Source organism: Bradyrhizobium sp. I71 (assembly GCF_022354745.1).
In the GTDB taxonomy this organism is placed as follows: Bacteria; Pseudomonadota; Alphaproteobacteria; order Rhizobiales; family Xanthobacteraceae; genus Bradyrhizobium; species Bradyrhizobium liaoningense.
Map to the genome: position 1 here is coordinate 6,603,828 of NZ_CP059398.1, position 21,898 is coordinate 6,625,725.

Annotated in this window: 19 protein-coding genes; 16 read left to right on the forward strand and 3 right to left on the reverse strand. The window is 63.3% G+C overall.

Annotated features, from left to right (window positions below; genetic code table 11):
• Nucleotides 1–104 precede the first annotated feature (104 nt).
• Together FJV43_RS31325 and fhuB are read left to right on the forward strand one after the other, a co-directional pair.
• The gene (locus tag FJV43_RS31325) at nt 105–941 is read left to right on the forward strand and encodes an ABC transporter substrate-binding protein (RefSeq protein ID WP_239622871.1); all 837 of its coding nucleotides are present in this window, start codon (nt 105–107) and stop codon (nt 939–941) included.
• Nucleotides 928–2,934 carry a Fe(3+)-hydroxamate ABC transporter permease FhuB gene (gene fhuB / locus FJV43_RS31330; RefSeq protein ID WP_239622872.1) on the forward strand — a complete coding sequence of 669 codons (2,007 nt, stop codon included), beginning with the start codon at nt 928–930 and terminating at the stop codon, nt 2,932–2,934. The genes FJV43_RS31325 and fhuB overlap by 14 nt, the downstream gene beginning before the upstream one ends.
• A 21-nt stretch (nt 2,935–2,955) precedes the next feature.
• Here the strand turns inward: fhuB and FJV43_RS31335 are convergent, their stop codons facing one another.
• Nucleotides 2,956–3,810: an ATP-binding cassette domain-containing protein gene (locus FJV43_RS31335; protein ID WP_239622873.1), complete on the reverse strand. Its 855-nt coding sequence runs from the start codon at nt 3,808–3,810 to the stop codon at nt 2,956–2,958.
• Complete coding sequence (locus FJV43_RS31340; RefSeq protein ID WP_239622874.1) at nt 3,807–4,868, reverse strand: siderophore-interacting protein; 1,062 nt, start codon at nt 4,866–4,868, stop codon at nt 3,807–3,809. Before FJV43_RS31340 ends, FJV43_RS31335 begins: the two co-directional genes overlap by 4 nt.
• 304 nt (nt 4,869–5,172) lie before the next feature.
• On the opposite strand from FJV43_RS31340, the gene FJV43_RS31345 reads away from it, so the two are divergent.
• The 3 genes from FJV43_RS31345 (at nt 5,173) to FJV43_RS31355 (ending at nt 9,432) form a co-directional block, all read left to right on the forward strand.
• Nucleotides 5,173–6,870 carry a cyclic peptide export ABC transporter gene (locus FJV43_RS31345; RefSeq protein WP_275973690.1) on the forward strand — a complete coding sequence of 566 codons (1,698 nt, stop codon included), beginning with the start codon at nt 5,173–5,175 and terminating at the stop codon, nt 6,868–6,870.
• Between the two features lie 179 nt (nt 6,871–7,049).
• Nucleotides 7,050–8,111: a GNAT family N-acetyltransferase gene (locus tag FJV43_RS31350; protein WP_239622875.1), complete on the forward strand. Its 1,062-nt coding sequence runs from the start codon at nt 7,050–7,052 to the stop codon at nt 8,109–8,111.
• Nucleotides 8,112–8,133: 22 nt separating this feature from the next.
• Nucleotides 8,134–9,432: a lysine N(6)-hydroxylase/L-ornithine N(5)-oxygenase family protein gene (locus tag FJV43_RS31355; RefSeq protein ID WP_239622876.1), complete on the forward strand. Its 1,299-nt coding sequence runs from the start codon at nt 8,134–8,136 to the stop codon at nt 9,430–9,432.
• A gap of 167 nt (nt 9,433–9,599) precedes the next feature.
• Here the strand turns inward: FJV43_RS31355 and FJV43_RS31360 are convergent, their stop codons facing one another.
• Entirely contained in the window at nt 9,600–10,190 is a 591-nt protein-coding gene (locus tag FJV43_RS31360) for a hypothetical protein (protein WP_239622877.1), read from the reverse strand.
• 116 nt (nt 10,191–10,306) lie between these two features.
• On the opposite strand from FJV43_RS31360, the gene FJV43_RS31365 reads away from it, so the two are divergent.
• From FJV43_RS31365 to hisN, 11 genes are all read left to right on the forward strand, one after another.
• Nucleotides 10,307–10,909: an FAD-binding oxidoreductase gene (locus tag FJV43_RS31365; protein WP_239622878.1), complete on the forward strand. Its 603-nt coding sequence runs from the start codon at nt 10,307–10,309 to the stop codon at nt 10,907–10,909.
• Nucleotides 10,909–11,169: a 2Fe-2S iron-sulfur cluster binding domain-containing protein gene (locus tag FJV43_RS31370; protein ID WP_239622879.1), complete on the forward strand. Its 261-nt coding sequence runs from the start codon at nt 10,909–10,911 to the stop codon at nt 11,167–11,169. Before FJV43_RS31365 ends, FJV43_RS31370 begins: the two co-directional genes overlap by 1 nt.
• 528 nt (nt 11,170–11,697) lie before the next feature.
• On the forward strand, nt 11,698–13,281 hold the full coding sequence (locus FJV43_RS31375) for an ABC transporter substrate-binding protein (protein WP_239622880.1): 1,584 nt from the start codon (nt 11,698–11,700) through the stop codon (nt 13,279–13,281).
• A gap of 70 nt (nt 13,282–13,351) precedes the next feature.
• Nucleotides 13,352–14,332, forward strand: coding sequence for an ABC transporter permease (locus FJV43_RS31380; RefSeq protein ID WP_239622881.1), 981 nt, complete (start codon nt 13,352–13,354; stop codon nt 14,330–14,332).
• Nucleotides 14,332–15,252, forward strand: a complete 921-nt coding sequence (locus tag FJV43_RS31385; protein ID WP_239622882.1) for an ABC transporter permease — start codon at nt 14,332–14,334, stop codon at nt 15,250–15,252. Before FJV43_RS31380 ends, FJV43_RS31385 begins: the two co-directional genes overlap by 1 nt.
• Nucleotides 15,249–17,093 (forward strand): ABC transporter ATP-binding protein, encoded by a 1,845-nt coding sequence (locus FJV43_RS31390; RefSeq protein ID WP_239622883.1) that lies wholly within the window; start codon nt 15,249–15,251, stop codon nt 17,091–17,093. The genes FJV43_RS31385 and FJV43_RS31390 overlap by 4 nt, the downstream gene beginning before the upstream one ends.
• 67 nt (nt 17,094–17,160) lie before the next feature.
• Nucleotides 17,161–17,922 (forward strand): DeoR/GlpR family DNA-binding transcription regulator, encoded by a 762-nt coding sequence (locus tag FJV43_RS31395; RefSeq protein WP_239622884.1) that lies wholly within the window; start codon nt 17,161–17,163, stop codon nt 17,920–17,922.
• Complete coding sequence (locus FJV43_RS31400) at nt 17,915–19,195, forward strand: Zn-dependent hydrolase (protein ID WP_239622885.1); 1,281 nt, start codon at nt 17,915–17,917, stop codon at nt 19,193–19,195. The genes FJV43_RS31395 and FJV43_RS31400 overlap by 8 nt, the downstream gene beginning before the upstream one ends.
• Nucleotides 19,192–20,157 (forward strand): phosphotransferase, encoded by a 966-nt coding sequence (locus tag FJV43_RS31405; RefSeq protein WP_239622886.1) that lies wholly within the window; start codon nt 19,192–19,194, stop codon nt 20,155–20,157. Before FJV43_RS31400 ends, FJV43_RS31405 begins: the two co-directional genes overlap by 4 nt.
• Nucleotides 20,158–20,174: 17 nt before the next feature.
• Nucleotides 20,175–21,110 carry a choline/ethanolamine kinase family protein gene (locus FJV43_RS31410; RefSeq protein WP_239629694.1) on the forward strand — a complete coding sequence of 312 codons (936 nt, stop codon included), beginning with the start codon at nt 20,175–20,177 and terminating at the stop codon, nt 21,108–21,110.
• Nucleotides 21,110–21,898, forward strand: a complete 789-nt coding sequence (gene hisN, locus FJV43_RS31415; RefSeq protein ID WP_239629695.1) for a histidinol-phosphatase — start codon at nt 21,110–21,112, stop codon at nt 21,896–21,898. The genes FJV43_RS31410 and hisN overlap by 1 nt, the downstream gene beginning before the upstream one ends.

The window sequence follows — 21,898 nt, forward strand, 5'->3', positions numbered from 1 at the left end:
TGCATTCCATGAGCACGTTCGTCCCAGACCACAGGCTGTCCCGCCGCGCGCTTCTCCGCGCGGGCGCGGCGATCGGAGGCACGGCGCTCGCGGGTGCATGGCCGATGGCATTTGCCCAAACCAGCGGATCGCCAGCCGGGCCCCGGATCGCCGCGCTGGGCTGGGCCTGTGCCCAGACGATACTGGCGCTTGGCGTCGTGCCGTTGGTCATTCCGGAGATCGAGCGCTATGGCCGACTCGTGGTCGAGCCGGCTGTCCCGCCCGGCGTTCAGGAGATCGGCCTGCGTTCGGAGCCCAATCTCGAGCTGCTGCAGAGCTTCGCGCCTGAGATCATCATCATTGATCCCAGCATCGCGGCCGTCGTACCCCGGCTCAAGCTGATCGCGCCGGTCGAAATGTTCACGATCTTCAGACCCGGCGGCCATCCCCTCGACACGGCACGCCGTTCGACGATGGAGCTTGCGAAGCGTCTCGGGGTGCAGGGGGCCTGCGAAGCCTATTTCGCGCGCTTCGATGTTGCCATGGCTGGCTACCGCGAGCGGCTTCGCGATCGCGGCGGCAAGCCGCTCTATCTCGTCAGCGAGATCGCGCGTAACCGCGCGCTCGTGTTCGGTCCGAACAGCCTCTATCAGGAGGTGCTCGACCAGTTCGGATTGAAGAATGCCTGGACCGGACAGAGCGGCCCATGGGGATATACCAGCGTAGGGCTCGAAGTGCTCGCCGCGGTACCGGATGCGCGACTGGTCCTGATGACCTCGCGGGTCGCCGACGTCGAGGCCTTGCTGAAGGCTAGCCCGGTGCTGCGGACCCTGCCGTCGCTTCGGTCGCACAGGCTCACGATCCTGGACAATCAGTTCTTCTATGGCGGCGTGCCGGCGGCCGAGCGCTTCGCTCGTCTTCTCGCCGAACGGCTGCCGCGGGAAAGCCATGAGCAAGGTTGACGCGCTGCCGACCCGATCCGGCTTCGAAATGCATCCGGCGATGCTGATCGGGTTGTTGGTAGCGGCGGCGGCCGCGCTCACCTGGCGGAACCTGTCGGGATATCTGCCCGCGAGCGCCTGGCTGCCTGTGTTGTGGCGGCCGGAGATCACCGATCCGCAACAGATGCTTGTGCACTACACGGTGTTTCCGCGCATCGCAGTGGCGCTACTGGCCGGCGCAGCTCTCGGCCTCGCCGGCGCCGTCTGTCAGCAGGTGCTGCGTAATCCGCTCGCTGAACCGAGCACTCTCGGTGTCCTGAACGGCGCGTATCTCGCGCTGGCTGTGACGACCCTGTGGGCGCCGTCGCTGCTTGCCTTTGGCCGGGAGTGGATTGCGCTGTTCGGCGGGTTCGCCGCGTTCCTCTGCGTGTTCGGGCTGACCTGGAAACGTGCGCTGTCGCCCGTCGTCCTGGTGCTCGCGGGACTGATCGTCAGTTATTACTGCGCCGTGACCACCCAGGCGCTGGTGCTGCTCAACCACGAATATCTGATCGGGCTGTTCATCTGGGGTGCCGGTTTCCTCAATCAGCAGGACTGGAGCAACGTCACGTTCCTGGCGCCGCGGCTCCTGATATCGATCGTCCTGATCGCGATGATGGTTCGCCCGCTAACCCTGCTCGGCTTCGACGATGAGACTGCGCGCAATCTGGGCCTCGGATTGACGCGAGCGCGGATCTTCGCGCTCATCATTGCGATCGCGCTCAGCGCTTCGGTCGTCAGCGTGGTTGGCGTCATGGGATTCGTCGGCTTGTCCGCGCCCGCTATCGTCATGCTGTCGGGCGCGCGTCGCTTTCGCGACCGGCTGATCTGGGCGCCTCTTTGCGGCGCCCTGCTGTTGTGGCTGACGGATCAGCTCGTGCTGTTGATTCCGCCCGGCTATCGCGAAATGCCGGCCGGCGCGGTGACGGCCCTGATCGGCGCGCCGATGCTGCTCCTGTTGCTGCCGCGGCTGCGTGCGGCCATGCCGATGGGTAACCTCACGCCATCCGCTCCGCCGCGTCTCGATCACCCCTGGCGCGTGATCCTGTTCGCTATTGTCTTGCTGCTGCTCGTGGTCTGGATCGCACTCGCTCTCGGCGTCGGTGCCGACGGCTGGCGCTGGAGCGGTCTGTTCGGCTTGCAGGAGTTCTGGCCGTGGCGCTGGCCGCGCGTGGTGTCGGCGCTGGCCGCGGGCGCGACGCTGGCGGTCGCCGGCACGCTGCTGCAACGGATGACCGGCAATCCGATGGCCGCGCCGGAGGTCATGGGCATCAGCTACGGCGCTGCGATGGGCGTGATCGTTCTGCTCTATCTCTTTCCCGCGCACACGCGGCTGGCGCAGATTGCGGCGGCCGGCATCGGCGCTTTCATCGTGCTGGCGCTGGTGCTGCTGTTCAGCCGGCGGTCCGAGTTCAGTCCGGAGCGCGTGCTCCTGGCCGGGGTCGCCATGAGCGCGGCGTTCGGCGCGATCATCGCCATGGCGCTGGCGACGGGCGATCCGCGGATCGGCACGCTGCTGTCGTTGCTGACCGGGTCGCTTTACCAGATCGGGCCGGCCGAGGCCGCGGTCCTCGCTGCGGCGGCGCTCGTTCTGCTGATCTTGGTGCCGCTGCTGTCGCGCTGGCTCGACATGCTGCCGCTCGGACCGACGGCTGCGCGTTCGGTCGGCATCTCGCTGGCGAGAAGCCGCATCATCATCATGCTGCTCACGGCATTGCTGACCGCAACGGCGACACTGATGGTGGGCCTTCTGAGCCTGGTTGGCTTCATCGCGCCGCACATGGCGCGGATGATGGGCGCGCAGCGCGCGCTGCATCAGGCGGCGCTGGCCGCGTTGATCGGGGCGATTCTGATGGTCACGGCGGATTGGGCCGGACGCATGGTGATATTTCCGTTCCAGATGCCGGCCGGTATCTTCGCCATGATGCTCGCCGGACCCTACCTCATCTGGCTGCTGGGGCCGCAGCGGCGATGACTGCGGTCCAAGCGATGCCGCTTACCGCGCGAAGCTGATGAGGTGGCCGTGATCCGGCGACGGCATCACGCCCATCGGGATGCCGTAGATGGTTTCGAGCTCGGCGGGCGTCATGATCTTGTCTGGCTTGCCGCGGGCAATCAGCTTCCCCGAATGGAGCGCGATGATCTCGTCGCAGAAGCGGGCGGCCATGTTGACGTCGTGAAGCACGACGACCACGCCGAGATTGCGCTCGCGGGCGAGCTGCTTGACCAGCGACAGCACCTCGATCTGATGGGCGATGTCCAGCGCAGAGGTCGGCTCGTCGAGCAGGAGGCACTCGGCATCCTGCGCCACCAGCATGGCGATCCAGGCCCGCTGACGCTCGCCGCCGGACAACGTATCTACCAGGCGGTCCGCGAATGGCTGGATATGGGTCAACGCCATGGCGCTTTCGACCTTCTCGCGGTCGATCTCGCTGAACCGGCCGAGCGCGCCGTGCCAGGGATAGCGGCCGAGTGCGACCAGCTCCTTGACCAGCATGCCGGCAGCGGGCGGCGTCTGCTGCGGCAGGTAGGCGACCTTGCGGGCATAGTCCCGATCGCTCCAGGCGCTTAGCGCGCGGCCCTCGAAACGAATCATTCCCGACGAGCTCGGCTGCTGGCGCGACAACAATTTCAGCAAGGTCGATTTGCCGGAGCCGTTGTGCCCAATCAGTCCGACGACGCTGCGCGCGGGAAGGGACAGGGTGAGCGGTTCGAGCAGCGCGCGCCCTGCCACCGCGAAGCCGACCTGGTCGAGTTCGAACAACGAGGCGGGCAATTCCGGCGAGGCCTGCGTGATGCTGGTCGGCGCCGCGAGCGTGCTTTCGCCCGTCTGCGCGTGTTGGAACGTCATGGTTGGCGCAGGCTCCAATAGGCGACGGCCAGATGCTGATCGCGGGAGAGCTTTCGCTCGTCGCGCAAATGGTTTCGCAGGGCCTTTAGAGCCTGCGCCTCACATGCGACCCAGGCGAAGACCTCGCCATGGTCGGGCCATTGCACGGCCCTGACGGCGTCGACCAGGAGCTGCGTCGTTCCGGCCGGACGGCCCCCGCGATGCAGCCAATGGATCGCTACGCCGCTCGGCGCGACCAGCGGAACTTCCTCGCTTCGATCGGCAACCTCGATGAAGGCCTCACCCGTTGTCGTCGTCGGCAGCGTCTCGAGAATTCGCGCGATGGCGGGGAGGGCGGTTTCGTCGCCCGCGAGAAGCAACCAGCGTGCCGGACGAATGCCGCGGCCGAGCGGGCCGGCCATGCCGCAGATGGCGCCAGCCTTTGCGTTGACGGCGAAGGCCGAGCCCGGTCCGGCATGATCATGAACCACGAAATCGATATCGATCTCGCGGGTCTGCAAGTCGATGCGGCGGATCGTGTAATAGCGGGTCACGGGCCTGCGGTCGGGCTCCGGCCAAAGGATACGTCCGTCCGGCGCCGGCCACGGCCATTCTGGCTTGGCGAGGCCTTCGGGCGGGAAGTACAGCCGCACGTGCAATTCGCCGTCGTTCACGAAACGGGCGATGTCGTCGCCGGTGAAGGTCAGCCGCCGCATGTGCGGCGTCAGGGTGATCGCGGCCGTCAGCCGCACCTCGCGGAAGTTGGCCAGCGTGCTGCCGTTGGACTCATGACCGGACCAAACGATGGTCGGGGCAATATCGCCCGCGAATTCGATCACATGCGAGGCGACGACCGCGCGCAGCATCTCCAGATTGCCCTTGTCGTCGGCCTCGACGCGGATCTTGAGCACTTCGGCCTCGACGGTGAGGGAACTGGTGCCGAACGGCAGTGTCGCCACCATAAGGCCGCCGCGTTCCTCAAAGGCGATGTCATGCTCGGCCAGATGATCGATCATCCGCGCAGCGAGGCCGGCGGCATCGGGAAGCGCGATGCGGGTTTCGGAGATAAGCGGGTCCAAAGTCATTCTCCATCGGGCCGGTCCGATGCTGGCCTTCGAGTGCTTCGATGTCCGGATGTCGCGGCCAGGCACGGCGTTGGATCAAAATCCTGCTCGCTCGCCGGCTGCGCTGCAAAAGCGGTACTACCCGCATCATATTAAAGGCATTGGCGATCCCAAATTAGAATCCATCGAAAGAGCCGACGAAATAAGCTCTGGAAGAGCGGTGCTGCCATCATGTATTCGCATCACATCGGCACGGCTTGTTCTGATCGTGACGGACCGTATAGGTTCGCTTCAGGTCTCCTCCAGCGCGGCTCTCATCATGAACTCACGAAGCGGCCTGATGGCGCAGATTCTGCACCTCCTGCGGCCTTACTGGCCGCTCGTGTTCGGCGGCATCGTTCTGGGTCTGGTCGGCGGCGCCAGCGTCGCGGCGTTGCTCGCGGTCGTCAATCACGGGCTCTATGCCACGCAGGCCGACGTCATCACGCTGCTGCTCGCGTTTGCCGGCCTGTGCCTCCTGATCCTGATCGGGTCCATCGGCGCCGATGTCAGCGCAAACTATGTCGGACAGCGGATCATCGCCGAACTTCGCAAGTCGCTGGCCGCCAAAATCCTGGCCGCGCCCATCGATCAGCTCGAAATCTACCGGACCCATCGCCTAATCCCGGTCCTCACGCAGGACGTCGACACGATCAGCGATTTCGCGTTCTTCCTTTCGTCCTTTTTCGTCTCGCTCGTGATCGCGCTCGGCTGCATGGTTTACCTGGCAGTGCTGTCGTGGCCGTTGTTCCTGATCACGGGGGCCGTCATCGTTCTGGGGTCGCTGGCGCATGGCTATGCAAGAACCAGAGGCGTCCACGGCTTCAACGTGGCGCGCGATGCGGAGGATCAGCTGCACAAGCAGTATCGCGCGATCGCCGAGGGCGCCAAGGAGCTGCGTCTCAATCGCGTCCGCCGTTGGCGCGTCTATGCGGAGCAACTCCAGCAGACCGTCGACCGGATCAGCTCGGTGCAGATCAGGTCGATCAATCTGTTCGTGACGGCGCGGGCGTTCGGCACGATGCTGTTTTTTGTCGTGATCGGCGTGGCGCTGACCTTGCGTCCGTTCCTATGGCCCGACAGCCCTGCCGCGGTGTCCAGTGGCTTCGTGCTGGTCCTGCTCTACATGCGCGGACCCATTGATCAGGTCATCGGTATCCTGCCGGCGCTGGGCCGCGCCCAGGTCGCGATGCGCCGCATTGCGGAACTCTCGGAGCAGTTCTCGACCCCCGAGCACAATCTTCTGGCCACTGCTCCCGCTCCGCCCGGCAAGACGACGATCGAATCGATCGAGCTCCGCGGCGTAACCTATGCCTTTCGCGCCGTGCCGGGCAGTGCCCCCTTCGTCCTTGGGCCGGTTGATCTGGTTGTCCGGCAGGGAGAAATCGTCTTCATCGTGGGGCAGAATGGAAGCGGAAAGACGACTCTCATCAAGCTGTTGCTGGGCCTATATGCTCCTCATGGCGGCACGGTGCTTCGCGACGGCTCGCCCGTCCTGACGGAGACGCGGGACGATTACCGCCAGCTCTTCACGACCATCTTCTCCGACTACTATCTGTTCGAGGATCTCATACGTGGAGAGGGCCCGGTTCCCGACGTCGCGGAGCGCTACCTCCAACGGTTGGAGGTCGCGCACAAGGTCTCCGTCGAGAACGGCGTGTTCACGACGACGGACCTGTCGACCGGACAGCGCAAGCGATTGGCCCTGATGAATGCGTGGCTGGAGGAAAGACCCGTTCTCGTGTTCGACGAGTGGGCGGCGGATCAGGATCCGGCCTTCCGGCACATCTTCTATACGGAGCTGCTGCCGGATCTGAAGCGTCTCGGAAAGACCATCATCGTGATTTCCCACGATGATCGCTATTTCGGGATTGCGGATCATCTGGTGCGGCTGCGCGACGGCAAGATCGTCGCAAGTGAGGCGAGGGCCGATAACGTCGCGGGGGCTTCCGCAGTTCCAACCAACGCGCCACTTTAGATCTCTTGTGATGAAGTGCCGATGCCTTTCTGTCGCATGTAAACGACGACATGCGAGCCGCTTTGCGACAGGTTGTCAGATTTGTAGAGAATCTAATCTGCGTGTGCGCGCATTTCTTGTCAGCCTGTAGGCGAGTGATTTACACCACGCGTCAACGATGATCGAGATGCGAGGGCCGGATGAACAAGGCTTCGGATTCCGGGACCGGACCTCGTGCGTTTCCGGTCGGCCCCTATTCCGCTCTGACCGTTTTCCAGGAGGCCGATCGCCTTCGCGTCCTTGCCGACGACGTAACGGCACTGGAACTGCGTGTTCGGGATCGCGTCGATCACCTCGAGGTCTTGAATGCGTCGGAGGACAGTCAGCTTGCGGCACGGGCCGTGTTGGCGTCCGCCGAAGCGGTGTTCGCTTGGAGGCCGGGCGCTGATCGGCTCGTTCTCGGTCTCGCTGATGGAGCGTCGCTTGCACGGGAACTGATGGATAGCGGCCTTGCTTTCTTGTCCGAAGGACAATTGGTGATGCTTCCCGAACTTGTCATGCAGCGACGGGACAATTGGCTGGTGAACCCCGGACGACCGCCATTTCCGCAACTCCACGTCATGACGGACGGACGGCGGCATCCGCGGCGCGCCGCAAAGCCGACGGGGAAAGTATATGGCCGGTTCATCCCCTGGCTGTCGCAGATCATCTCGTTTCGCGTGGCCGCTCTCGAGAATGATCTCCATCTGTTGCATCGCTGGATGAATGACCCCCGCGTCGATGCGTTCTGGAACGAGGCGGGCGATCTCGACAAGCATCGACGCTATCTGGCCGGCATCCTGGCCGATCCTCATATGCTGCCGCTGATAGGCTGCTTCGGTGATGAGCCGTTTGGCTATTTCGAGCTGTACTGGGCCAAGGAAAATCGGATTGCGCCGTTCTATGATGCCGGGGACTACGATCGGGGATGGCACGTGGTCGTGGGCGAGGACGCTTTTCGCGGCCGTCGTTATATCAGCGCGTGGCTGCCCTCGTTGATGCACTACATGTTCCTCGACGATTGCCGTACGCAGCGGATCGTGGGGGAGCCGGCCGCGGCGCATTCCCAGCAGCTTCGCAATCTGGAACGCTCGGGGTTCGCCAAGATCAAGAATTTCGACTTTCCTCACAAACGGGCGACCCTGGTGATGCTGTTGCGCGAACGCTTCTTCGCCGATCGGCTGTGGCTTCCGGCTCCTGCGGGCCCGGCGGTCTCGTCCTAAAGCGCAAGCGGAGTGCGGCTTCATGTCTCATCAACTTGCGATCGAGCACGACGTCATCGGCGTCGGATTCGGGCCTTCGAACCTCGCGCTCGCCATCGCACTGGACGAATGCGCGAAGCGATCGCGGCTGAAATGCACGCCGCTGTTCGTGGAGAAGCAGCCGCACTTCACCTGGCATGGCGGCATGCTGCTTCCAGGCAGCGACATGCAGATATCGTTTCTCAAGGATCTTGTCTCCTTGCGCGATCCGACCAGTCCCTTCACTTTCGTGAACTATCTGCACAAGCGCGGCCGCTTGCTGGAGTTCATCAACTGCCGGACGTTCCATCCGAGCCGGGTCGAGTTCAATGATTACCTCCAGTGGGTGGCGAGCCATTTCAAGTCGCAAGCTGCCTACGGCGAGACGATCGTTGCCATCGAGCCGGTGACGGCCGGTCAGACAGTGACGTCATTGCGGGTGCATTCACGATCGCTGGCCGGCGGCGAGACCGTGCGGCTCGCACGAAATCTCGTGGTCGCGGTCGGAGGCCAGCCGAATATCCCGCAGGTGTTTGCCACGGCCGCTGACGACCGCAGGCTGCTGCATTCCAGCCGCTATCTCGACCTGATCGACCGCGTCGTCCCGCGCGGTCGGGCCGTGCGCGTGGCCATCATCGGCGGCGGACAAAGCGCGACCGAGGTGACCGTCGATCTCCATGGCAGATGTCCCCAGGCGCACATCGATCTGATCTTCCGCGGCCATGCCCTGAAGCCGTCCGACAGCAGCCCCTTCGTCAACGAGATCTTCAACCCCGATTATACCAACTTTGTCTACGCGCAGCCTGCCGAGCGGCGGGACGCGATCGTCCGCAACTTCCGGAATACGAACTACGCCGTGGTCGATTCCGACCTGCTGGACCAGCTGTACCGGCTGCTCTACCAGCAGCGCGTTGGTGGCGGCGAAAGGATCGTGCTGCGTCCGCGCAGCGAGATCACGACTGTGGACGCGGGACCGGACGGTATCGATATCGGCGTGATCGACAAGTTCCGTGGCGAAAGCCGCCGGTCGACCTATGACGCTGTCGTCCTGGCGACGGGATACGACAGGGAAGCGCCGCACAGGTTTCTCGAACCGGTCCGTTGCTACATTCGCGATGCGGCGTTGGATCGCAACTACAGGCTCGTGACCAGCCCGGCGTTCCGGCCGCAGATCCACCTCCAGGGCTATTCGGAGTCCTCCCACGGCCTGAGCGATACGCTGCTTTCGGTTCTTGCCGTGCGTTCCCAGGAGATTGCGGAGTCTCTCCTCTCGACCATATCGCGCCGGGAACTCATTGCTTAGCCCGCGGTGACACGCCATTGCTGTGCCGAACCAGGCGAATCCGGCACGGCAAGCACGGCCGGCGAGGACCCCGCATCGGAGCGGCCTCGATCTAGAACTTGTCTAATCGAGATCAACCAGGGGATGTGCACCGGGGACAACGCCGAACGGCTCTGCTAGAGATGTTCTTAGAACGATCTTTGGAATGTTTGTAGGTTCGGGTGGAACTGACCGTGAGGAAAGCCTTCGCTCTCAAGCAAAGCCAGAGTCATTTGCCGGAGCGGATCGCAGTCATATTGGTCCACAGCCCACTTGCGGCGTTGATCGGCAGGGAGCCGTCGACGCGCATGAACTATCTCTTCGAAATTGCGTCGCTCCATACCAGGGCCGAACTCCTTGCGCAGCCGGGGCTGGGCCGCACGGGCGTGCGCCGGATCGAGAAGTGGATGGCCTTTCACGGGCATCACATGCGCGACGTCAACGAGAGTCTCGATAGCGTCATCTGCCGTTTTGCGTTCCAACGTTCTTTCGTGCGGAAGGGTAGTCGTCGTTGTCTCTCCTCGGTAACCACCTTGGTACATGAGCGATCGCGCGAAGCGGCTCCGTAAAATCGCTGGTAGCTGTCCAGGAGTATATCCCGACTGGGTGACCCGCGACTGATGGTTGCTCATTCCCTGAACGTCCACCAGGGTGAAGCGCAGGGGCCGGTCGAATTGCAAGACAGACAATTGCTGCGCAAGAATACCCATCGCGCCGCCGAGATCACGCTTCCGATTCACGATGAGTCACGCTCGGAGCGCCGCGAGGAATGCTCCGATATGGTGGCGCTGAAATGCGGCCAGTGGACAACGCTCCGCTTCCGTCCTTCCGGCCGGGCCAACATATCAGCCTCTGGATGGGCGATGCGATCCGCTCCTATTCGCTCACCGGAGCCGCGGTCGCATCGCCCGATGGCTATGACATCGGGGTCAGGCATATCGAGGGTGGACAGGTCTCGACAGCGATCAGGCACGCGCTCGCGCCCGGCGACGTCGTCGAGTTGCAGTCACCGAAAGGTGGCTTCGTCTTGCCGCTGCGCAACGAATTCCCGGTTGTTCTCATCGCCGGCGGCATCGGCATCACGCCGTTCCTGTCCTATCTCGAAACGCTGGAGGGGAATGCCGGCCAGCCGCGCATCGCGCTGCACTATGGTTGCCGGGATGACCGGAGCCGGCCGTTCCAGAATCGGCTCGAGGCGCTGCAGCAGAGGCTGCCGAACCTGACGCTGGTCACCCATTTGAGCCGGCTGCAAAGCGGCGACCGCTTCGACCGGCCGGGCCAATTCACAGTGTCGGACATCGATCCTGAACTATTGCGCAAGCGGGCGCGCTTTTACATGTGCGCATCCGATGCGATGATGGAAGAAGTCAACGCGGGACTTGAGGCGTGCGGCGTGCCTGCCTTCGAGATATTCGGGGAACGCTTCCGTTCGCCCGCGCCACCTGTGCTCGATGCCTGATGCCGCGCCAGCTTCATTTTGCTCGCTCTGGCCGCACGCTGACATGGTCGCCGCAGGCACCGCTTACCAGCATTCTCGCGGCAGCCGAAGGCGCCGGTCTCACACTTCCGAGTGGTTGCCGCGTCGGACAATGCGAGAGTTGCGCCGTGGCAGTAAAGAGTGGCGAGGTTCCTCATCTCATCGATTGTCCGGAGCTGGATGAGGGATATTGCCTGACATGTCAGGCAATACCGCTTTCCGACGTCGTCATCGACGCGTGAGGTGGTCTGCCGAAGTCGCGTCTATTTTCGGCTGCTACTCCGAGTTTGCACAGGCCGTCGCTGCTTGCTTCAGGTCGTCCGCGATGTGGAACGGGCTGGCGGCCGACGACGCATCCGCCGGTAGATCGGCGGGGCACCTCGTATCTGGCATCTTCGGTAAACAGCGCCAGCCATTCGGGCAGGCGCCATTAGGCGGCACACTCCCGTGAGCTGCTCGAAACAGGCCGCGGACAAATGCTGCGAAGAGCCGACGGCATTCGGTCGGACATCTACCAGCTTGCGGCAGGCCCGCCTTCCGGCGGCAGAAAAGGCAGCGCGTTGATCACGCAGTGCATGCGCCATAGGCGCCCTTGTTTCGCCAGACGGCACATTATTGCGCAGGGCTAGCTCCCGCGAGAGGCACTCTGCCAGATAACCGGTCAAAAACCACAAATCTGTGCGCAAAAATCGCCACGCTTTGCACTGGCACAGCCCGTGCATGACCGTTTTGACCGATTTGCCGGCTGTTCTGAAAGAAGGGGAGTATCGATGCATTCGAAATTTGACCGCCGCCAGCTTCTAAAAGGTGCGGCAGCAGCCGCGGTTGCTGCGGGTTACACGCAGATCAATCCAGACTTCTTCATCTCGGCCGCGCGCGCTCAAGCCGGCAAGACGCTGACTTTCCTGTCGGCCGAGAACATCACCGGCAACTGGGACCCGACCGCCCACACGACGCTGTCGCAGAAGAACATCGAAGGCTTCGTGATGGGCTTCCTGACCCGGACACCGATGAAGCTCGATAATCCGGGCGAGGTCGTCTACGAGCTCGCAACCGACATCAAACTGCTTGATCCCAATCGCCTGCAGATCAAGCTGCGCGAGGGAGTGGTGTTCCACGACGGCAAGCCGTTCAAGGCAGAGGATGTGAAGGCCACATTCGAATACGGACCGAAGGCCGATCGTCCGGCGCAATGGTATCCCGGGCCCAGCGAAACCCTCAAGATCGAGACCCCCGACGACTACACCGTGATCGTCGATACGTCGAAGGGTGGATATCCCGCGCATCTCTTCATGTTCCTTGCGGCCTTCCTGCCGATCATGTCGGCAAAGGACATCGCGGGCGGTCCTGGCGGCGTGCTGTCGCAAAGGCTGAACGGGACCGGCCCCTTCAAGTTCGTCGAGCAGCGCGGCAATGATACCGTGATGAAGGCCTTCGATGGCTACTTCAAGGGCAAGCCCGCCATCGCCGGAATCAATTTCGTCTTCACCGGTGACAGCACGACGCGCATGCTGTCACTGATGAACGGCCAGGCCTCGATCGTCGAGCGGCTGGAGCCCGAGCAAGTCGACACCCTCAAGGGCAATTCCAACATCCACATCAACCGGGTGGTGTCCGTCGAGAACAAATACCTCTGGTTCCGCTGCTCCAAGCCGCCCTTCAATGATCCGCGCATCCGTCTCGCGGCGTGCCACGCCATCAATCGCGATCTCATCCTGGAGGTGCTGGGTTCGGCCGGCCATGCCTCCTCGAATTTCGTCTCTCCGGTGAAGTTCGGCTATGTCGACCTTCAGAACTATCCGAAGTTCGATCCGAAGAAGTGCCAGGCCTTGCTCGCGGAAGCCGGCTTTCCGAACGGCAAGGGGCTGCCCCCGCTGGAGTACATCACCTCGGTGGGCTTCTATCCCAAGACCAAGGAATACGGCGAGATCATCACCGCGATGTTGAACGAGCAGGGCTTCAATGTCAGCCTGACGGTGCTGGAGCCGGCGGCCTGGAACGAGCGGCTGTATCATCGCCCGGGCGGCGGTCCGGGCCATATGGTCGACTGCGGGTGGTCGACCGGTTCGCCAGAGCCGGACCTGATTCTTCGCACGCACTTCCATTCGTCGTCGCACCGCATCTGCGGCATCGAGGATCCGGCCATCGATGCCAGCCTCGACAAGGAGCGCAGTGCCCCCACGCTGGATGAGCGCAAGAAGATCCTGCAGACCGAGACGATGCCCTTGCTCGCATCGAAGATGCCGGCGCTCTCGCTATTCACGTCGGTGATGATTCACGCGATGCAAAAGGACTTCGCAGGCCTCTACATCTATCCGGATGGATCGATGGACGCATCCAAGCCCATCGCCTGATCATGGATCGCGGCCGCGTACCGCATTCCTGCGGTGCGCGGTTGCCCGCGCTGCTCACGGAGCCCTGCTAATGTTCGTCCTGAACTTCCTGATGCGCCGAATGGCTCAGGGCGTCTTGATCATCTTCCTCGTCTCGCTGCTGATCTTCACGCTGCTGAGGGTCGTGCCGGGGGATCCCGTGCGCCTGATGGCGGGCGGAATGGCGCCGGAGGCCCTGATCGAGAAGATTGCGACCGACATGGGATTGCGCGATCCGATCGTCGTCCAGTTTGGCCGTTACATGGCGGGAGTCGTGCGAGGCGATCTTGGCCAATCATTCGTGCGGCCCGCCAATGGCGCGGCTACGGGAGGCGCGACCTTCAACGACACGACGCGGGGTGAACGCGCAAAGGTCCTGAGCCTCATCGTGGAAGCCCTTCCCATGACCCTGCAGCTCGCAGCAGTGACTCTGGTGTTTGCACTCGTCTTTTCTGCCGTGGTGGGAATCGCCGGCGGTCTCGCGATCGGCCGATGGCCGGACAAGCTCGCGTTCTACATCTCCTCCATCTTCATCTCCCTGCCGAACTTCTGGCTCGGCATCGTTCTGGCGCTGCTGTTCTCCGTCAAGCTCGGTTGGTTGCCTGCCATTGGCTACAAGGGATTCGCCTACACCATCCTTCCGGCGATCGTGCTCGCGGTCGAACTGTCGCCGGTCCTGATACGGACCCTCGTCAGCTCGGTGGCGGCCCAGATGACCGAGCCCTATGTGGCAGTGGGACAGGTGCGCGGGCTGAGCCGCAGCCGCATCATCGCCAACCATGCGCTACGCAATGCATCGGTGCCGCTACTCAATCTGCTCGGAATCCAGTTCTCGAGCCTGCTCGGCGGCGTCATCATCGTCGAGTACATCTTCGACTATCCGGGTCTCGGGCTATTGACGATCAATGCGGTGCTGCAGCGCGACTTTCCGTTGATCCAGGGGATCGCCATCGTCACCAGCGCCATATTCGTGTTGATCAACATCGTCGTCGATCTCATCGCCACCACCATGGATCCGAGGCTCGAATATTGATGTCCGTTGCAACCGCCGCGGCCGGGCCGCTCGTGCACAAGCCGGCCCAACGCTCGATCGTCCGGCGCATCTTCGACAAGGCGGTCTCGACTCCGGGATTCCGTGTGGGTCTCGGCATCTTCGTGGTGCTGGCCCTCGCCACCGCGCTGTATCCCGAACTGAGCGGCCTTGATCCGACGAAGATGGACGTGAAGGCCCGCCTGCTGCCGCCGGTTTTTGTCGGGAGCAATTGGAGCTGGGCCCATCCGCTCGGCACCGATCAGATCGGCCGTGACATGTTGGTTCGATCGCTCGTCGGCTTGCGCTACTCGCTTCTGATCGGCGTTGCGTCCGTCATCGTCATGCTGGCGATCGGGTGTGCGCTGGGTACGATCGCGGGCTATTTCGGCGGGCGCATCGACTCGGTCATCATGCGCCTGACCGATGCGCAGCTGTCGATCCCCATGATCATCCTTGCCATTTCCGTGCTGGGTGTCTCGCGGCCCACCATCCCGGCGATCGTTCTGGTTCTCGGAGTTTCGAACTGGCCCGTCTATGCGCGCATCATGCGCAGCATCGTGATGACCGAGCGCCAGCGCGAATATGTTCGTGCCGCGAAAATCGGCGGCTCGACCGACCTGCGGATCATCCTGACCTTGTTGCTTCCCTTGCTGCTACCGCCGGTGCTGTTCACCTCCGTTCTGGACGTGGCGCGGATGATGATCTTCGAGTCGACGCTCGGGTTTCTCGGGCTCGGCGTGCAGCCGCCGACGCCGACGTTCGGCAACATCATCGCGGACGGGCGCAAGTACCTGCTGAACGCATGGTGGATCGCCACCATGCCCGGCCTGTTTCTCGGCCTCACGCTGACCAGCATCAACCTGATCGGCGCCTCGCTCGAACGCGCGCGGAATACGATCCATGGGGGAGCGGAAGCATGACGCAGCCACTTCTTTCGCTCAGGAACCTCACCGTCGCGGCCGGCCGCGCGGCGTCAGCAAGAACCATCCTCGACGGTGTGTCGCTCAATCTGGCGCCGCGGGAGATCGTGGGCGTGGTGGGCGCCAGCGGCTCGGGCAAGACCGTGCTCTCGAAGGCCGTCGTCAACTGGCTGGAGCCTCCGCTGACCAAGCGGTCCGGGGAGGTGCTGTTCGAGGAACGCGACATCTACGCGTTGCGCGGCGCGGACATGCGGCTGCTGCGGCAGCGGATTTCCTATGTCGGTGCCAACCCCATGGGAGCGCTCGATCCCACTCTGCCCGTCGGCGCGCAGATCGTCGAGAAGATGCGCGCCGTCGTGCCGGGGGTGTCGCGGCGGGCGGCCGAGAGCCGCGTCATCGAGCTGCTGGAGGCCGTGCGCATTCCCTCGGCACGCAGCCGTTTTCACGATTATCCCTCGCAGTTCTCCGGCGGCATGATGCAGCGCGCCCTGATCGTGGACGCGCTGGTGACCAACCCCGCGCTCCTCGTCGCGGACAACGTCACGCAACCGCTCGACGTCACGGTCGCGGCGCAGGTCATTCGCCTGATGAGGGAGTTGACGGCGACTTTCGACACGGCCGTCCTTTTTGTTTCATCCTCGTTGCCGGTCGCGCGCGAAGCCTGCACGCGCATCCTGGTGATGGACGAAGGCCGCATCGTCGAGGAGCAGGCGACCGAGGATCTGGTGGCGCGGCCCGTCTATCCCTACACCCGCGAGCTCGTACGGCAGACGCCGAAGATCTGGGGCGATGGGGCCGCGACGGCGCCCGATCGGAACGAGCGTCGCGAGGTTGTGCTCAGTCTGCGCGACGCTTCGCAGGTCTACAAGGTCAGGAAGAAGACCGGGTTCGGCGGCGTCGATCTGGTTCGCGCCGTCCGCAACGTCACCTTCGACATTCGTCGCGGTGACAGCTTCGCCATCGTCGGCGAATCCGGCTGCGGAAAGTCGACCCTGATGCGGCTGCTATGCAGGCTCGAACTTCCGAGCTCGGGGCAGATCATCTGCGCGGACAAGGACATCGCATCGCTCAAGGGGAGGGCGCTGCTCGAGTTTCGCAGCAAGCTCCAGATGGTGCTGCAGGATCCGTTCGGCTCCCTGCCGCCGCGGACGTCGATCGGCAAGATGCTCGAGGATCCCCTGCGCACGCATGGCAGGCGCGACAAGGCCGCGATCCGCGAGCGCGTCCTCAAGGTCATGGCAGAGGTGGGCCTGCCTGCCGAGCTCTATGAGGAGCTTCCGCTCGGCCTGAGCGCAGGACAGCGCCAGCGCATCAACATTGCCCGTGCCCTCGTGCTCGAGCCGGAAATCCTGATCATGGACGAAACGCTTTCGGCGCTGGATCAGGCCGAGCAATTCAAGCTCCTCGACCTGTTCGACAAGCTGCAGAAGGAGTACGACCTCACTTATATCTTCATCTCGCACGATCTCGCGATGGTCAGGAAAGCGTGCAATCGGGTCGCGGTGATGTATCTCGGCGAGGTCTTCGAACTCGCCGACAACGAGCGCCTGTTCTTCGATCCCGGACATCCCTATACAAAGGCGCTGTTGAGCGCGATGCCGACGCTCGAGCAGCGTCGCTACAATCCCGAGGAATGCCTGCTGGAAGGAGAACCGCCGAGCCCCCTTGAGATCCCCGACGGCTGCAGTTTCAGATCGCGTTGCCCGCAAGCCTTGAACAAATGCGGCAGGCTCCAGCCGAGCCTCACGGTCCGATCGCGGCAGGATTTCGCTGCCTGCCATCTCGTCCTGCCGGCGACTGCGACCGGTGGCCTCGGCCAAGCGAGTCCAACCGCGGTATGAGGCAGGTGGTGAAAGCGGACACATGCCAGAAAGCGGCCGCCAGTGCCGTGACATGCAGGGAATGTCCATGAGCTTTACGGAACAGCGACTTGAGTTGATCCGGGATCTGCTGCGCCAGCATCAGCGGGTCCACGTGAAGGATCTGGTGGATCAGCTCAAGGTCAGCCAGGAATCGATCCGACGAGACCTCAGAGAGCTCGAGACCGAAGGTTTCGCTCGCCGCGTCTATGGCGGCGCCGTGCTCGACCGCCAGGAAAGCGACCAGCCCTTCGCCGACCGTCTGCGGGTCGGCGCGAGAGAGAAGGGGCGGATTGGCGAGGCGGCGGCGGCCCTGGTCAAGGACGGCATGAAGATCTTCGTCGACGAGGGCACGACCGCGCTTGCGTGCCTGAAGCACCTCGATAGTCGCAAGGATCTCACGATCGTGAGCAACTCGCTCGCGGTCGCGGCCCATTTCTACTACGCATCGACGCCCAGCGTCCGCGTGCTCGGGGGGCGGCTGCGGCCGGATTATCAGGCAACTTTCGGTCCCGAAACGGTGGCGGCGATGAAGGAGCACTTCTTCGATCTCGCCATCATCGCGATCAGCGCCGTTCATTCCGAACGCGGCTTCATGGACTACGGCGAAGACGAAGCGATCATCCGCCGCGTCGCGCGTGCGCAGGCGAAGCGTTCGGTCATCGTCGCGGACAGTTCCAAGTTCGGCCGTCTCGGCTCGATCCACACCTTCGGCCTGCAGGACGTGCATGCCGTCATCACGGGTGGGGCCCTGACCAGGGACTTCACCGACCAGTTCAACAAATCCCACGTGGACATCATCTATGCCTGACGTCTCCTCCGCCCGCGCTCCCATCGATCCATCGCGCCTTCAGGCCATGATGGATGAACTCTCGGCCTTCGGCGGCGGCCCCGACGGGTCCATGATGCGGCTCGCTCTTTCGAAGGAGGACGGGGCGGCCCGCGACTGGCTCGGCCGCTGGTTCGCCAGGAATGGCTTCGCGCAATCGGTGGACGTGATCGGCAACCAGTTCGGTACACTCTCGGTGGCCGGAGCCAACGCGCCGGTCGTCATGGTCGGTTCTCACCTCGACAGCCAGCCGAACGGCGGCCGCTTCGACGGCGCGCTCGGCGTGGCGTCTGCGTGTGAGGCGGTGCTGGCCGTGGCGGAAAAGCTGAAGGCGGAAAAGAAGCTGCCCGTCTGCAATTTCCAGGTCGTGAACTGGACCAACGAGGAGGGGGCGCGCTTCCAGCCGAGCCTTCTGGGCAGCAGCCTGTTTGCAGGGGCGATCGAGCGCGAATGGGCTCTCGATCGCAAGGACGGGAGCGGCGTCAGCGTGCGCGAATCCCTCGCGGCGATCGGGTATGCCGGCACGGACAACGTGGCGCGGCCGAGCGCCCTGCTCGAGCTTCACATCGAGGGCGACAAGGAACTCTTCGAGGCCGGCGAACGGTTCGGAATCTTCACCAGGTACTGGGGGGCGACCAAATATCGTGTCGCCTTCCTCGGACGGCAGGCTCACACCGGTCCGACGCCAATGGCGCAGCGCAAGGACGCCGTGCTGGGCGCTGCCTACCTTATTGCGGATTTGAGGCAGATCGCCGGCGAACATGACCTCGATCTCCACACCTCCGTCGGACGGCTCGAGGTGTTTCCGAACTCGCCCAACACGGTCCCCTCCGAGGCCGTTCTGTTCATCGAATTGCGTTCGGGGTCGCCGGAGATTCTGGCCGAAGCCGAACGCAAGATGAAGCTCCGGATGGAAGCCGCAGCGGCGAACGCCGGCGTTTCATTCGAAGTGAGGTCGATCGATCGCCGCAAGGCAGGCCGATTCTCGCAAGGACTGGTGTCGCTTGCCGAGCGAGCGGCCGCGAGCTTCGGCGAGACGGCACGCCACCTCGATACGATCGGCGGTCACGATGCGGTGGCCCTGTCCGCCGTCTGTCCCTCGGTCGTTCTTGCGGTTCGTTCGCGTGACGGTGTGATCCACCATCCGACCGAATTCACGAGCGCGGAAGACCAGGCATTCGGGACCCAGGTGCTTGCCGACATGCTCTATGCGCTGGCGAGCGAAGGCCTCGCAGCGATCGAGGCCGCCGCATGAAAACGCTGGGTTATCCGGAAACGGCCATGGACGCGCGGATCGAACGCGCGATCGGAAATCTGCCGGTCGTCGACGCGACCAGGGCGGTTTACGCAGTGTCCGCGTTTCCTGTGGCTTCGCCGTCCTATCATGCGGTCGAGTCGACCAGTTTTGATGTCGGACCGCGCGGCCAGGAGGCGGAGTTCTTCCTTCGGCTTGCGAATGACGAGGTCGTCGAGTTGGTGGACGACGAGATCGCCTTTGCCGCGGCGAAGCGGTTTCACGAACTGGGGTTCTCGCCGCTACCGGCCGGCCGCGCACCGGCCGAGAGGGCGGTGTTGTTCACGCGCCTCGGGAGCGCCTGGAGGACGGCGAAGATCGATGATCTGATGCAGCAGGACGCGGTGGCGCGGCTCGTCGTCATGCAGAAGACGATTGCCGCCGGGCAGACGTTCGGACGCCCCTGGTCCGTGTTCGATGGCATCGACCATCTTTGGTCCTTGATTTCGAATACGAGCGCCGTCCTTCCCGGCGACCTCGGCTGGATGCTGGCCTGGATGAGCTCGATCCGCGATGCGGTGTCGGCGGCCGGTGTCGACCTGAAGCCGGCGCATGGCGACCCGCACTCCTCCAATGTGATGCTCGGTCCGGACGGCGCCATGATGCTGGTCGACTTCGACATGGCCGGCGATATCGATCCCTATTATCAGCTCGGGGTTCAGATGAACGAACTCTATCAGTTCGAGAGCCAGATGAAGCCGCTTCTGGAAATGCATGACGGCCGGTTCAGCGAAAAGGCGTTCAGCCGATGCCGTCTCTACGCAGCCGCGGACGATCTCTACTGGGCTCTCCGAAGCCTGTTGCAGGATGTGCGGTCGCCGATTCAGGGATTGGAGTTCCTGAAATACGCGTCGTGGCGATTTCTTCGATGCCGGATGCTGCTCGGGCACCCCGGCTTCGAAGAGCGGTTGCGGTCTCTCTAGCGAAGGTGGGCGAAATGATGATGCAACTTGGTTCGGGTCGGACCGAAGCCGAGCGCGCGCTGGAGGCGGCCATCGTCCAGGTGGATGCCTGGAAAGGATCTCGCCTGACTTACAGGCCGGTCTCGGGCGGCATCAGCAATACCAATTTCCGGGTTGCCGTCGAAGGCCACGGGGTAGGCTATTTCGTCAAGATTCCCGGGCGTGGGACCGAGATGTTCATAGACCGTCGCGCGGCGCGTGCGGCCAGCAAGCAGGCGGAGATGATCGCGGTCGGCCCCCGGACCTTCGACTATCTGGATCACCTGGACATCGAAATATCCGAGTTTCTGGATGACAGGCGAGCCTCCACGCATCGGGACTGCGTCGATCCGTCATTTCGTGCGAGCGTCGTGCAGATGTATCGCCGTTTCCACGAGGGCCCGCCGCTTCCTCTCACCAAGACCGTCTTCGAGATGATCGACGAACACTATGAGCAGGTGAGGCAACTCGGCGGCCACTCGCCGGAAGATCACGTGTGGCTCTATCATCAGTACAGGCAGGCCCGCGCGGCACTCGAAGCGGCCGGACTGGATCTCGTGCCATGCTTCAATGATCCAATGCCCGGGAATTTCCTGATCGGGGAAGACAGGTCGATCAAGCTCATCGACTTCGAATATGCCTCCAACAACGACAGGCTCTATGACCTTGCGATCTGGAGCGGCGAGCATTTCTTCTCCGAGGACATCGAACAGGAGATCATCGAAGAATATTTCGGCTCTTACAGAAAGCAGTGGCACGCGCGCTTCATCGTCCACAAGGCGCTGGCGGACATCAAGTGGAGCACATGGGCCATGGTGCAGAACCGCGTTTCGACGCTCGATTTCGATTTCTACAAGTACGGAATATGGAAACACATGCGGGCCCGATCCATCATCCACGATCCGCGATGGCCGCTGTTCCTGAAGGATCTGTGATGGGAGTCCCCGCCGTCGCGGCCGACGACGCCCACACATATGTGTCCTTTGCGGCGGAGCTTGCGGATCTGGTCCGGCCCGTCGTGCTGTCCTATTTCCGCACCCCGCTGGACGTGATCTCGAAGCCGGACAGCAGTCCGGTGACGATTGCCGACCGTACGGTTGAGCTGCGCCTCCGCGAGCGGATAGCGGAGCGCTTCCCCGAGCACGGCATCATCGGTGAAGAGATCGGGCGACGGCCTGGCGGCGCATTCACCTGGATCATCGATCCGATCGACGGCACCAAGAGCTTCATCACGGGCTTTCCGTTGTTTGGCACGCTGATCGCGCTGACCCATGAGGAGCAACCGTTCTGCGGCCTGATCGACATTCCGTTTATTGCGGAGCGGTGGGTTGGAAGACCGGGCCGGACTCTCTTCAACGGCGGATTGGCGCGGACGAGCGCGTGCGAAAGCATCGCACAGGCGCGCTTCTACACGACTTCGCCGGACATGTTCACGGGACGCGAGGCTGAGGCGTTCGAGAGGGTTTCGAGGGCCGCACGAGTGCGCCGTTTCGGCGGCGACTGCTACATCTACGGCTTGCTCGCGTCGGGACACTGCGACATCGTCCTCGAAACTGGCCTCCAGCCGCATGACTACATGGCACTGATTCCGGTCGTGCAGGGGGCGGGGGGCTGTATCACCGATTGGGCAGGGCGCCCGCTGACGCTCCGATCGGAGGGACGTGTACTTGCGGCCGCCACGCCGAGGCTTCATGCCGAAGCACTGGCGCTGATCCGAGAGTAA

Coding starts and splice junctions, on each gene's coding strand:
- FJV43_RS31370 (WP_239622879.1), top strand. CDS start 10,909: ATGCCGCGCCAGCTTCATTTTGCTCGCTCTGGCCGCACGCTGACATGG.
- FJV43_RS31365 (WP_239622878.1), top strand. CDS start 10,307: ATGGGCGATGCGATCCGCTCCTATTCGCTCACCGGAGCCGCGGTCGCA.
- FJV43_RS31385 (WP_239622882.1), top strand. CDS start 14,332: ATGTCCGTTGCAACCGCCGCGGCCGGGCCGCTCGTGCACAAGCCGGCC.
- FJV43_RS31335 (WP_239622873.1), bottom strand. CDS start 3,810: ATGACGTTCCAACACGCGCAGACGGGCGAAAGCACGCTCGCGGCGCCG.
- FJV43_RS31350 (WP_239622875.1), top strand. CDS start 7,050: ATGAACAAGGCTTCGGATTCCGGGACCGGACCTCGTGCGTTTCCGGTC.
- FJV43_RS31380 (WP_239622881.1), top strand. CDS start 13,352: ATGTTCGTCCTGAACTTCCTGATGCGCCGAATGGCTCAGGGCGTCTTG.
- FJV43_RS31345 (WP_275973690.1), top strand. CDS start 5,173: ATGAACTCACGAAGCGGCCTGATGGCGCAGATTCTGCACCTCCTGCGG.
- hisN (WP_239629695.1), top strand. CDS start 21,110: ATGGGAGTCCCCGCCGTCGCGGCCGACGACGCCCACACATATGTGTCC.
- FJV43_RS31325 (WP_239622871.1), top strand. CDS start 105: ATGGCATTTGCCCAAACCAGCGGATCGCCAGCCGGGCCCCGGATCGCC.
- FJV43_RS31410 (WP_239629694.1), top strand. CDS start 20,175: ATGATGCAACTTGGTTCGGGTCGGACCGAAGCCGAGCGCGCGCTGGAG.
- FJV43_RS31355 (WP_239622876.1), top strand. CDS start 8,134: ATGTCTCATCAACTTGCGATCGAGCACGACGTCATCGGCGTCGGATTC.
- FJV43_RS31390 (WP_239622883.1), top strand. CDS start 15,249: ATGACGCAGCCACTTCTTTCGCTCAGGAACCTCACCGTCGCGGCCGGC.
- FJV43_RS31375 (WP_239622880.1), top strand. CDS start 11,698: ATGCATTCGAAATTTGACCGCCGCCAGCTTCTAAAAGGTGCGGCAGCA.
- FJV43_RS31395 (WP_239622884.1), top strand. CDS start 17,161: ATGAGCTTTACGGAACAGCGACTTGAGTTGATCCGGGATCTGCTGCGC.
- fhuB (WP_239622872.1), top strand. CDS start 928: ATGAGCAAGGTTGACGCGCTGCCGACCCGATCCGGCTTCGAAATGCAT.
- FJV43_RS31405 (WP_239622886.1), top strand. CDS start 19,192: ATGAAAACGCTGGGTTATCCGGAAACGGCCATGGACGCGCGGATCGAA.
- FJV43_RS31400 (WP_239622885.1), top strand. CDS start 17,915: ATGCCTGACGTCTCCTCCGCCCGCGCTCCCATCGATCCATCGCGCCTT.